Raw genomic sequence first — 12872 nt, forward strand, 5'->3', positions numbered from 1 at the left:
ATGATGGATGAAAAGACCTAGATTTCTCAATATAATCACCATCTCGTTGATTGTTCTGCTTAACCAAAGCTGTCTAAAGCAGAAATACGACAAATACCTGGAATCCCTGGCTGGGGATTCTACTTTGGTAGAAGATCCCGTATTGGTTGAGCTAAAGTTTCCGGACAACTTCGATTTTAAGACAGAAAAGGTAGTGGCCGTAAGTATTTCGGACAACACACCTAATGTGGTTTATGAAGTTTATCCCTTAAGTGACGAATTAACAGAGAGTCTGGATAGTATCACTGGCCCCTTACCCCAAAAGCTGTTGGAAAAGGAACCTTTTAATGGTACTATTATAGAAAACCTTACTGTACCTTCCTATGTAGATGAATTGTTTTTGGTTAGAAAATCCAATAGTTCTGTAGATGACATAACCATCCAGATTATCGAAAACTCAGCGTCTTTCACTTTTAATGGCATTATAGGAAAAAATAGAAAATCCAAGTCCCAGGCCAACCCATCCAAAATGAACACGGACTGCTCGAATGTTTATGGCCAAAAATTCTATGTTGACCTTGGGAACTCGGTAGATACCAATGGTTCTGGATTACATACATTATCCAACATCCAGTTTCCAAAAAACAATGCTACGGCCATCATCACGGCAACGGATTTTGATGGGGTGGAGTTCAAAAACAGGTTTTCCTTGGCTGGAGGTGGATTTTCAACACCGATTTTTACTTTTTACGGTTTCAACTTTTGGATTAGCTCCAAAATTGACACCAATAACGATCCTGACGGTTATGTGGAGTTTGAAATGGACTTTGATACTCCCATCCAGCATGTATTAATGCATGTTAGGAGTGTGGATGCCTCTAGATATGAATTTGTTGGTACCCAGCATACAGAGACGCTTTTATCTGGAGGAAGTGAGCTGGTTTATGACGAAGCTGAGCGAATTTTAAGGGACAACAACCCAGGGTCTCGGTCACACTACTATCGTGATGGCTATGGAACGATTCTTATCTCCGCGACCTCTGGTTCCTTTGATAAAATTGTTTGGCGAAGAACGGACGATCCTGGCACCAATACCCAAAACGATTCCAACTGGTTTACCTTTACAGAAGTAGAATTATGCAATGATCAGGATGGGGATGGTGTTGTGGATTCTGTGGATGAATTTCCAAATGATACCTCCAAAGCCTATACGGTAACCTATCCCTCTGCAAGTTCCAAAGCTTCTTTGGTTTTTGAGGACTTATGGCCGTTTAGAGGGGATTGGGATTTTAATGACACCTCCATTGATTATTCCATTACCAGAATATTCAATGCCAGCAATCAAGTTGTTGCTATAGACATTGACTATAGTGTTACTTCGGATGGAGCTGGTTTTGTAAATAGTTTGGCATTTGAGATAAAGGGTCTCAACCCCACTAATATCACTTCCATTACCGGCCAACTTTTAGACCGTGATGTGTTTAGTTTGGACAACAATGGAACAGAACTGGGACAGACCCATGCTGTAATCCCGCTTTTTGATGACCATTCCATTATTGTGAACCAGGAAAACAAGGTTAGTATTACGCTCATTGATCCTGTATCGGAATCAACGTTGGATCCTGCACCATTCAATCCATTTTTAGTGGCCAACGGGGAACGGGACAAAGAAATTCATCTTTCCAATCACGAACCAACCTTGCTAGGGGACAATCAACCTCCAGTAGAAGGGAACAATGCAGATACAGATGGCAACTATGCTACAGATAATGGCCTTCCTTGGGCCATCAATGTGGTGGAGTCTTTCCCTCTTCTACAGGAAAAGGAGCCAATTAATGAAGGGTATCTATTTTTTGAAGAATGGGGAATTTCTGGCGGACAAAGTAGAAAGGATTGGTACAAAAACCTTCCTGGCTATAGGAATGAATCCAAGTTAAAGCAGAATTAATCCATAAAAAAACGCCCCTGAAAAGGAGCGTTACTATATCTCAGTGAAAAGTTAGCTTACATTGCTGCAACCCTACTCATCAATTTACTCTTCAAGTTTGCTGCCTTGTTGTTATGGATAATGTTGCGTTTTGCCAACTTATCAATCATACCAACTACAGTTGGAAGAAGTGTTTCAGCTGCTTTTTTGTCCTCTTCATTTCTCAGCTTTTTGATTGCGTTACGAACCGTTTTGTGTTGGTATCTGTTACGCACGCGAACTGCTTCGTTTCTTCTGATTCTCTTTAATGCTGACTTATGGTTTGCCATTATTTTAATTTAAAATGAATAATGAAAAATTGAAAATTGGCATGCCCGTTTTTCATTTTCCATTTATAATTTACAATTTTCCTTAGTAGCCCGTAGGGGAATCGAACCCCTGTTACCAGGATGAAAACCTGGCGTCCTAACCCCTAGACGAACGGGCCATTTTAATTTCCAACCAAAAATGATAAATTCTTATTTGAATCCTATAAGATTCATAATTCATCATTTTCAATTTTCCATAGAACTTGTAGCCCGTAGGGGAATCGAACCCCTGTTACCAGGATGAAAACCTGGCGTCCTAACCCCTAGACGAACGGGCCAAACTATTATTAGGATCGTTTGCCGTGATGAAATTTGTAACCAAATGTCACTCAGGCGGGTGCAAAAATACAACTATTTTTAACTCTTGCAACAGTAATTTTTTAATTTTTTACTGCTTCTAATAGGCCTTGGCAAATAACACTCTCTGCGTTGATGGCTTGCCGGTTACCATGCACTTACCATCTTCCTGCTCTGGGTTCAAAGGAATACATCGTATGGTAGCTTTCGTCTCTTCTTTGATCTTGTCCTCCGTGGCAGTTGTTCCATCCCAATGAGCGGACACAAAACCACCTTTTTCCTCAATTACTTTCTTAAAATCCTCATAGGAATCCACAACTGTGATACGTTCTTCCCTAAAATCCAAGGCTTTCTTAAAGATATTCTCTTGGATTTCCGTCATCAAGGATACAATCGTTTGGATCACGGCATCTGCCTGTACAGTTTCTTTTTGCAGTGTATCCCTACGCGCTACTTCAAAGGTTCCGTTTTCCAAATCACGTTGTCCAACAGCTATACGAACAGGTACTCCCTTCAATTCATATTCATTGAACTTGAAACCTGGTTTATGCGTGTCCCTTTTATCATACTTAACGGAAATACCCTTTGCCCTTAGTTCTTTCACCAAAGGCTCCACTTTTTCTGAAATGGCATCCAATTGTTCCAATCCTTTATATATAGGTACGATAACCACTTGAATGGGTGCCAAATTTGGAGGTAACACCAATCCATTGTCATCACTGTGGGTCATAACCAATGCTCCCATAAGTCGGGTGGAAACACCCCATGACGTAGCCCAGACATATTCTTGTTTGCCTTCCTTATTCGCAAATTTCACATCGAACGCTTTAGCAAAATTTTGTCCCAAAAAATGCGAAGTTCCAGCTTGCAAAGCTTTGCCATCCTGCATAAGTGCCTCTATGCAATATGTTTCTTCCGCTCCTGCAAACCGTTCACTCTCCGATTTGGTTCCTTTGATCACGGGAACACCCATATAATTCTCCACAAAATCCGCATAAACGTGCATCATTTGCTCTGCTTCATCAAGGGCTTCTTGTCGGGTGGCATGCGCGGTATGTCCTTCTTGCCACAAGAATTCTGCGGTACGAAGAAACAATCGTGTTCGCATTTCCCAGCGTACTACGTTGGCCCATTGGTTTACCAAGATGGGTAGGTCACGATACGATTGTATCCATTTTCTGTAGGTATCCCAAATAATGGTTTCCGAAGTGGGCCTTACAATAAGCTCCTCTTCCAACTTAGCATCTTCATCCACGATAATCCCACTTCCATCTTCGGCATTTTTCAATCGGTAATGGGTTACCACCGCACATTCCTTGGCAAAGCCCTCAACATGGCTGGCTTCTTTACTCAAGTAAGATTTTGGAATAAATAGCGGGAAGTAGGCATTCTCATGCCCAGTTTCCTTAAACATTTTATCCAGTTGGGCCTGCATTTTCTCCCAAATGGCAAACCCATAGGGTTTAATGACCATACATCCCCTAACACCAGAATTTTCAGCTAAATCCGCTTTTACAACAAGTTCATTATACCATTTGGAATAATCCTCGCTCCGACTCGTTAATTTTTTACCCATCTACAGTAGTTTGGCACAAAACTTGTGACTTAATCTTCAAAATTAGTTCGGTAAAACTAACTATTTTTAGTATGTTCAACAATAAAAATTGTACGATGAAAAAGTCTTTACCCCGACCCAAAATTCAAATCCTCGCCACATCCCTGTTGGCCGCACTTTTTTTAATCTCCTGTGGAACTTATCAGCAATCTTCCTATTATGAGGATGATGGTATTTATTCCAACAACAACCGTGTTGTAGGGGTTGAAAAGAAAAATGCGGAAGCCGTCCGGTTGGAAAAGCAGGAAAGTGATATTTATGGGGATTATTTTGGGCAAAAGGTGCAAGAGTACGATGAAATCCTTGAGGATGAAATCTTCACAGATATAGACAGTTATAGCAGTCAAATTAGTAATGACAGCATCCCTTTGGGAGAGCAAACCAGTTATTTTGCCAATAACAACACCTATAATGGAAATCCTGGCTGGGGAGATAACCCGACCAGCGTATCCATCAACGTTTATGACAACAGCTGGGCCTGGGGTGGCCTTGGTTGGGGTTGGGGCTGGAACGACCCATGGCTCTGGAATGGCTTGGGCTGGGGAGGTTACGGCTGGGGCTGGGGCTGGAACAACCCTTGGAGATGGAACCGTTGGGGCTGGGGCGGCTACGCCTGGGGCTGGGGATATCCTAGATGGGGATATGCTGGCTACGGCTGGGGTGGTTATTACGGCTACGGAAGACCATATTACAATAGAGGTTATAACCGCGGATACGGTTACGCCTATAACAGAAGTAGAAGGGGATATGTCAACTCTGCAATTCCCGGTACCACCTTACGCGGTAGATCCAATCTTTCGGCAAGGCGAAGCGGTTATGCATCAAGATATAGATCGAGTGCCGGACGTTCCAATGTGAGCAGAAGTGCGGCAACCGGAAGAAGCTCCAGAACCTATAGAAGTGGAACCACAGCACGAAGATCGGTTGGAACAGATGCGGTTGCAAGGAACCGAAGCTATAGAACAAGCCGAAGTACACGTACTACACCAAATTATAGAAGTTCCAGAACCTACCGTTCTTATGGTACATCACCCTCCACCAGAAGTAGTGGGACCTACAGAAGTGGAGCTACCCGGAGTGGGGCAAATAGAAGTGGCACCTATAGGAGTGGAAATGTAAACAGAGGATCATCTGGTTACAGAACCCAAGGTAGAAGCACCCGAAGTTATCAATCATCTGGTAGAACGGCTCCAAGGTCTAGCAATTATAGCAGGTCTTCCAGCACCAGAAGAAGTTCTGGCAGCTATAGAAGCAGTTCGCCGAGTAGAAGCTCTAGAAGTAGCGGAAGCTACCGAAGCTCAGGTAGTTCCAGAAGCTCTGGAAGCTACAGAAGTTCTGGAGGCAGTAGATCCTCAGGTGCAGCACGCTCGTCCGGAGGAAGAGGTAGAAGTGGCGGAAGACACTAAAATCCCATTGCATTTATTGTAATAACTAAATCAAAGAAATGAAACGATTCTTAACTTTCATCATGGTATTGGCATGCTTTGTTGCCAGTGGTCAAATTATTGACGATGTAGTTCGTTATAGTACGGAAAATACGCTTGGAACTGCAAGATTTCAAGCTATGGGAGGTGCTTTCGGCGCCTTGGGCGGAGATCTATCCGCACTTAATGTGAACCCAGCTGGTTCCGCAGTATTCAACTACAGCCAATTCTCGGTCAGTGGATCTAATTACAACAGAAACAACGATGCCTTTTTTGGCAGTAGTGTTCAAATCAGGGATATTAATTCTGTAGAGTTGAACCAGGTCGGTGGGGTCTTTATCTTCAAGTCCTCCGATAGTCCTTGGAAAAAAATCGCCTTTGCTGTCAACTATGACATGGTTCAGAATTTTGACAACGAATTTTTTGCGGCAGGAAATACTGCACAAGGTATTGACAACTACTTTTTGGAGTTTGCGCAAGGACAAGCCTTGGGTCCGTTAAGAGTGCAGGAAGGCGAATTTATAGAAGATGCCTATTTAGACATTGGTTCCAGTTTGGGGTACGGCGCACAGCAAGCGTTTTTGGGCTTTCAGGCGGGTCTTATTGAACCCACTGAGGATGATGACGCCAATACGTCTTACTTTTCCAACGCCCAATACAACAGCGTAAACCAAGAGTATCTGCAGAGTACCACAGGGTACAACAGTAAATTCACTTTAAATTTTGCAGGTCAGTACCAAGAAAATCTGTATCTAGGGGCCGCGCTAAATTTTCACAATGTCATTTATGACAGGTTAACGCTATTGGATGAAAATGGATATGATCAAGATTCGCCTGTTCAGTTTACTACATTCGATAATTTTCTACATACAGAGGGATATGGGTTTTCCTTTAGCGTTGGGGCCATTGCCAAATTGAACGAGAACATAAGGGTTGGTGGCAGTTATCAGTCTCCTACTTGGTATGAACTGACCGATGACATTTCCCAACGTATCAATTCCTCTTTGGCTGTTTCTGATATCGATTTTATCAATTTCAATATTATCAACGCTTTCGAAGAATATCGCATTAAAACACCTTCCAAACTAACTGGAAGCCTTGCTGTTATTTTTGGTAAAGATGGTCTCTTGAGTTTTGACTACGGGTATCAGGATATGTCCCAAGCAGAGCTTAGACCTACAACAGACCCTAATTTTGCTTCCCAAAATGATGTTATCACGAGTGAACTGGGTGTAGTCAACACTTATAGGGTTGGTGGGGAATATCGTATAGACCAGGTGAGCCTAAGAGCTGGATACCGATTTGAGCAAAGCCCTTATGAAAATGGTGATACTATCGGGGATTTAACAGGATATTCTGGAGGTATAGGATATAATTTTGGCGGAAGCAGATTGGATTTGGCCTTTAGCCGATCCGAGCAGGATGTCAATGAATTCTTCTTCGACGCCGGTATCAACAATTCTGCCATGGTCAATAGAATAAACACCAACGTTACCTTGGGTTATACGGTTAAATTCTAACCATACGAATAGAAGAACACAAATAGGGCTGGAGAAATCCAGCCTTTTTTATTACCGCACGAGGGAGAAATGTCTTCTTACCGAACGTGCCACCACAACTCCATTATCATCCCGATCATAATCCAATCGGAACCAATAATCTGAAGATGGCATATCTCTTCCGTTAAAAGTACCATCCCAACCCGCAGTATTCGTTGGAAATTCCTTCAACAGTTTTCCAAATCGATCAAAAATAAAAATCCTTGGATTGTCCAATTGATCAACCCCTTGGACATTCCAAAAGTCGTGGAAAGAATCACCATTGGGAGTAAAAAACTTAGGATAACCCACAACTAAAAAATCTATAGGTTCGGAAGTTCCACAACCATTCACATCATTAATAACTACAGAATTCAATCCAGGAGGGACATCCAGAAAGATTGGGTCGGTTTGAAAATCCCCTCCATTTAGGGAGTATTCGTAGTTTCCATTGCCTACTGGGACAAACTCGACATTATAAGGATCGGTTTGATCACTATTGACCAAATCGTCCAATACCACAATATCTATATCACCCGGAACGGGTGTCGCATAAAACGTGATTAAAATATCGTCCGTAATCACGGTGGCAAAAGTGGTTTCAATGGTCACTCTATAGCGTCCAGAATTTGGACTGGTTACCGTCCATTCTGTTTGTCCGGCACCTGTGGCCAAAACGGTTTCATAGGTTCCATCATCATCCGCATCCAATTCCCATGTAATATTGGCAATATTTGGTCCCGCTGGCGAGTTTAAAGCGCTTAAGACGATGTCTGGGTCTCCTTCACAGGCAATAATGTCCAAACCCAAAAACTCATCCCTTAGGGTACAGTCCAAAGCAGTATTCTGATCGGCATCTACCGAACTTCCGGTAAATGTGAGCTGAAAAGGTTCAGGATCTCCATTAAAGTTGGTATTGTAATTGTTGATGAACAAATAATAAACCTCTCCAGCAATTACATCAATATATTCGTCATAGGTATTCTGACTACCTACAACAAAGGGTGCTCCCACCCTTCCGTCTATGGGATTTACCCCAATACCTGTAAAATTAGTGTCGTTCACTTCATAGTTGCAGCGGATAGGCTGAGCGGAACCATTTCCCACCAAAGAGCAAAAATTCTGGCCGGTGGTCTGATCAAAAGGACCGTATAGCGCAAAATCCAATTCGGAAGTAACAATTGTTCCCGAAGCGGGTAAAGCCTCTATATCAAACCCAATTTGCCCATCGGTCCCGGCTCTAAAAACATACCAAGAAGTGTTATTTTCTATGTTGGCAGAAGCCACACTCCCCTTCTCTAAACAACCCGATTGGGTGATAACCATGGGGTCAAAATCATCGATATCGCCGCTGCCATCCGTAGCTGAATTGATAGGCATATCAGCACAAACGGGAATCGCAGTTCTACAATCCGGAGAATTTTGGGAGGTTGCTATGTTGAAGCCTAAGAGAAAACAACAAATAGCGCAAAATAGGGCTCTCATAGAATTTTGGGGCTATAGGGTTATTCTATAATAACCTCTATAACTCCAAAAAAGCATGTTTTAGTATGCTTCAACGGAAAAATTGTACAGTTAATCGATAAAATGCAACCGTGATTATCTCCTCAATGAAAAATGGCTTTGTAAATGCTTGGCATATATACGATTGCCGTCGGTATCCAGATAGGATAATTTAAACCAATAATCTGTTGAAGGCAGGGGCATTCCTTGGAAACTTCCGTCCCATCCAGGGCTAAATTCGGTCATTTCCCAAAGTAGTTTTCCATATCGATCATAAATAGTGACCACTGGTGAATCCAGCATCGAAAGGCCTTCAATTTGCCAAGTTTCATTGAGCACATCGCCATTGGGTGAAAAACTAGGTGAAAAGCCAACCAACACAAAGTTTTCAGTCACCTCGGAACAACCATGAATATCCCTGGCTGTTACCGTATGGGCTCCAGGTAATACTTCATCAAAAATAGGACTGGTTTGGTAAGGACCATCATCCAATCTGTATTCAAAACTACCTTCTGCATCATTCTGGATGGTCACCGTGTTGCTGGGCTTTATGTCTTCAAAATCAATAGCTACCGAAATGATAGGCGTATTGGAAATAGCTGTACTTACCGTTCTGTCTGTTATACAGTCCACTCCCCCTTGGGAATGGGTAATCGTAACCGTATAATCCCCGGCTTGGGAAACCGTAATATTGGGTGTAGTCTCTCCCGTGCTCCATAAATAGCTATAACTGGGGTTGGGAAGGGTTTCCCCAATAACAATCCCTGGCGAACCATCACAAAGCGTAGCTTCTGTAGGAAATGTGGGTTCTGGGGTTTCCACCGCGTTAAGGATAAAATGCTGTGAATCATCGTAACAGTCAGGGTTGGTACTGGACGTCAAGCGCACATAAATAATTTCCAATCCAGGAGCCTTAGCATACTGTTTGCTCAACGGATTTGCACCTGAAGCTGCATCCCCTGCACTAGCATGATAACTTACGATATACTCATTCGGATTTTGCGTTCCCAGCACTTCCAAATCCTTTGTTTGCAAATCAAAAACCATATCTTGGGTATGGCAAAAACCTTCGTCCATGACTGGCTGGGCAACAGGAATAGCACTAAAAAAGGCCTGGACATCACTAATAATGGAACCTGAAGAAGTGGCAACAACCACCCAATACATCGCTGATGTTGATACCATCAAGGTTGGGTTAGTCTCTCCGGCTATTGGTGTATATCCGCTTCCTGTATCATAGTTCCAAGTGTAACTTAGGGCGCCCACAGTGGTAGCATCCAAAGTAACGGTATCTCCTTCACAAGCCGCGATTGGAGACCCTAGTAGATTGTTGATAATGGAGCAGTCCAGGGCATCTGTTGGGTTGGTAGTCCATATATCTCCAGTAAATTGAACGGAAAAACCGGAATTGGAATTGCTAAAATTATTGATGAACAGCATATAGTCTTCCCCAGGCATAACCTGCAACCAATCTTCATAATGCACAGAGTTGGGGTCTCCGGTAGGGTCCTCTCCTACTCCTATAAAACTTTTGGATTCACTGTTATCAAAGAAATTACAGCGAATTGGGTCTCCTAGATTGTTGCAGTCACTAGTCCTATACAAAGCGAAATCCCAATCCTCACTGCTGTCGTGCCCTATATTAAATCCCAATTGACCAGATGCATTGGTTCTAAACCGATACCATGCGGAATTGGACTCAATACTGCCCGAAGTGGTCTGTTCCAAACATCCGCTGACAGCAACCCCACTAAAATCGTCAATTCCATAACCGTTGGTACCCCCATTCACAGGAGTGTTGCTACATATAGGCACAGCATTCCCGCAGTCGGGAATGACCTGGGTGTAAGTCATTTGACTGAAAATCGCAACAGCTATGAGCGTCATCGCCGATTTCAATATCATTTGCCATAGATTTTGGGCACTATAAAAATAATTGGGCTTTTCCCTTAACAATAATTTATGTTGTCAAACCAAGGCTAGCAGATGTTAAATAGGGCATTAATGTATATCTTTGCTTTCTTGAAGAAAGAGCAAATGAAACTAGAGCAGGCTTTGGAAGAGCAATATGAAGAAAGAGGCAACGATCATGTTGGCTCATCAACGGAAACCCCGATCAGGGACGATGCTTTTGTATTGAGCGATGATGAAAAGATTGAGCGCATTCAAAAGAGCGTTCGGGAAATCATGCTGACACTAGGTTTAGACTTGGATGATGACAGCTTGAACGGCACCCCAAAAAGGGTGGCCAAAATGTTCGTAAAAGAGATTTTTAGCGGACTTCATCCCAAAAGAAAGCCAAAATCCTCCACCTTTAAAAACAAGTATAAATATGGAGAGATGTTGGTGGAGAAGAATATTGTGGTGTATTCCACCTGCGAACACCATTTGTTACCCATTATTGGTAGGGCCCATATTGCCTATGTTTCCAACGGAACAGTGGTGGGACTCTCCAAAATGAACCGTATTGTGGATTACTACGCCAAACGTCCACAGGTTCAGGAACGAATGAATATCCAAATTGTGAAGGAACTCCAAAGGGTTTTGGGAACTGAGGATGTGGCCTGCGTAATCGACGCCAAACACCTTTGCGTTAATTCCAGGGGTATTCGTGACATCGAAAGCAGTACCGTTACAGCAGAATACGGGGGAAAATTCAAGGACGAAGCGGTTAGAAGGGAATTTTTGGACTACATCAACCTAGATACCGACTTTTAACTCTTATCTCATTCATGCAGCTTTACAAAAACCAGCAACTCAAAGTCCACAATTCACTTTCGGGAAAAAAAGAACCGTTTGAACCTATCAACGAGGGTCATATCGGCATGTATGTTTGTGGGCCAACGGTGTATAGCAATGTACATTTAGGGAACTGCCGCACCTTCATGTCCTTTGACATGATTTTCCGGTATTTCAAGCATTTGGGCTATAAAGTTCGTTATGTCCGAAATATTACGGATGCTGGGCATTTGGAGAACGATGCGGATGAGGGAGAGGATAAAATCGCCAAAAAAGCAAAGCTGGAGCAAATTGAGCCCATGGAAGTGGTGCAACGGTATACTGTGGATTTTCACAACACCTTGCAACAGTTCAATTTTTTGCCCCCGAGCATAGAACCAACAGCCACAGGGCATATTATTGAGCAGATAGAGATCATCAAGGAGATCATAGACAACGGATTTGCATATGAAATCAATGGGTCTGTTTATTTTGATGTTATCAAATTCAATGAAACCAATGATTATGGTAAGCTCAGCGGAAGAAAGCTGGAAGATATGATTGCTAATACCCGTGAGCTGACCGCACAAAGTGAAAAAAGAAATCCCCAGGATTTTGCCCTTTGGAAAAAAGCCGAACCGCAGCACATCATGCGATGGCCTTCCCCATGGGGCGATGGCTTTCCTGGCTGGCATTTGGAATGTACTGCTATGAGTACCAAATACTTAGGTGAAACCTTCGATATTCATGGAGGCGGAATGGATTTGAAGTTTCCACATCATGAATGTGAAATAGCACAGTCTGAAGCCAGTAGTGGAAAATCCCCTGTGAAGTATTGGTTGCATGCCAACATGCTTACCCTTAACGGGAAAAAAATGTCCAAATCCACGGGCAACAACATCTATCCTTCTGAGATTATCACCGGGGAGAACGATATTTTAAGCAAGGCCTACTCCGCTTCCGTCGTCCGATTTTTTATGATGCAAGCCCATTACACCAGTATTTTGGATTTAAGTGATGAGGCCTTATTGGCTTCTGAAAAAGGATATTACCGTTTGATGGATGGCATGGACAATGTTTCAAAATTGAACACTGGAGCGTCCTCTGATTTTGACGTGAAATCTTGGCTGCAGAAATGTTATGATGCCATGAACGATGATTTCAATACTCCCATTTTGATCTCACAATTGTTCGAAGCCGTAAAACACATCAATCTGATCAAGGAAGGAAAGGAAAGCATAACCGAAGCGGATAAAACTTTGCTCCAAAACACCATGACCACCTTTGTCCATGAAATTTTGGGTATTGAGAACCAAGCTGCAGCGGAAGACAATTCTCAAACCTTGTCAGGAGTGGTAGAACTGTTAATTGGTCTGCGGAACGAAGCCCGGTCCAATAAGGATTTTGCCACTTCGGATAAAATCAGGGACGAACTTATTGCCTTGGGCATCCAATTAAAAGATGGCAAGGATGGTACCACATTTAGTCTAAAATAACTGCATA

The 12872-nt window shown here is 42.8% G+C and carries 9 protein-coding genes and 2 tRNA genes; 5 read left to right on the top strand and 6 right to left on the bottom strand.

Annotated elements, in window-relative coordinates; translation table 11 throughout:
- The first annotated feature begins 7 nt into the window (after window positions 1–7).
- A complete protein-coding gene (locus FGG15_RS07590) occupies window positions 8–1927 on the top strand; it encodes an LruC domain-containing protein (RefSeq protein ID WP_138834851.1) in 1920 nt (639 codons plus the stop codon).
- A gap of 56 nt (window positions 1928–1983) precedes the next feature.
- Here the strand turns inward: FGG15_RS07590 and rpsT are convergent, their stop codons facing one another.
- The 4 genes from rpsT to proS all read right to left on the bottom strand — a co-directional run bounded on the left by rpsT (window position 1984) and on the right by proS (window position 4147).
- Window positions 1984–2235 carry a 30S ribosomal protein S20 gene (gene rpsT / locus FGG15_RS07595; protein ID WP_138834853.1) on the bottom strand — a complete coding sequence of 84 codons (252 nt, stop codon included), beginning with the start codon at window positions 2233–2235 and terminating at the stop codon, window positions 1984–1986.
- An 86-nt stretch (window positions 2236–2321) separates the two neighbouring features.
- Window positions 2322–2393 (bottom strand) — tRNA-Glu (locus FGG15_RS07600).
- 87 nt (window positions 2394–2480) lie between these two features.
- Window positions 2481–2552 (bottom strand) — tRNA-Glu (locus tag FGG15_RS07605).
- Window positions 2553–2671: 119 nt separating this feature from the next.
- Window positions 2672–4147, bottom strand: coding sequence for a proline--tRNA ligase (proS, locus tag FGG15_RS07610; RefSeq protein ID WP_138834855.1), 1476 nt, complete (start codon window positions 4145–4147; stop codon window positions 2672–2674).
- A 95-nt stretch (window positions 4148–4242) separates the two neighbouring features.
- Between proS and FGG15_RS07615 the strand changes: the two genes are divergently transcribed.
- Both FGG15_RS07615 and FGG15_RS07620 read left to right on the top strand, forming a co-directional pair.
- Complete coding sequence (locus FGG15_RS07615; RefSeq protein WP_237561772.1) at window positions 4243–5592, top strand: hypothetical protein; 1350 nt, start codon at window positions 4243–4245, stop codon at window positions 5590–5592.
- Between the two features lie 38 nt (window positions 5593–5630).
- Window positions 5631–7130, top strand: coding sequence for an OmpP1/FadL family transporter (locus FGG15_RS07620; protein ID WP_138834857.1), 1500 nt, complete (start codon window positions 5631–5633; stop codon window positions 7128–7130).
- 51 nt (window positions 7131–7181) lie between these two features.
- Here FGG15_RS07620 and FGG15_RS07625 read toward each other — a convergent pair whose 3' ends face one another.
- Window positions 7182–8633, bottom strand: a complete 1452-nt coding sequence (locus FGG15_RS07625; protein ID WP_138834859.1) for a T9SS type B sorting domain-containing protein — start codon at window positions 8631–8633, stop codon at window positions 7182–7184.
- A gap of 114 nt (window positions 8634–8747) precedes the next feature.
- On the bottom strand, window positions 8748–10556 hold the full coding sequence (locus FGG15_RS07630) for a T9SS type B sorting domain-containing protein (protein ID WP_138834861.1): 1809 nt from the start codon (window positions 10554–10556) through the stop codon (window positions 8748–8750).
- Window positions 10557–10688: 132 nt separating this feature from the next.
- Between FGG15_RS07630 and folE the strand changes: the two genes are divergently transcribed.
- Complete coding sequence (folE, locus tag FGG15_RS07635; RefSeq protein WP_138835436.1) at window positions 10689–11369, top strand: GTP cyclohydrolase I FolE; 681 nt, start codon at window positions 10689–10691, stop codon at window positions 11367–11369.
- Between the two features lie 14 nt (window positions 11370–11383).
- The gene (gene cysS / locus FGG15_RS07640; protein WP_138834863.1) at window positions 11384–12865 is read left to right on the top strand and encodes a cysteine--tRNA ligase; all 1482 of its coding nucleotides are present in this window, start codon (window positions 11384–11386) and stop codon (window positions 12863–12865) included.
- Window positions 12866–12872 lie beyond the last annotated feature (7 nt).

Source organism: Flagellimonas algicola, from assembly GCF_005937185.1.
Classification (GTDB): Bacteria; Bacteroidota; Bacteroidia; order Flavobacteriales; family Flavobacteriaceae; genus Flagellimonas; species Flagellimonas algicola.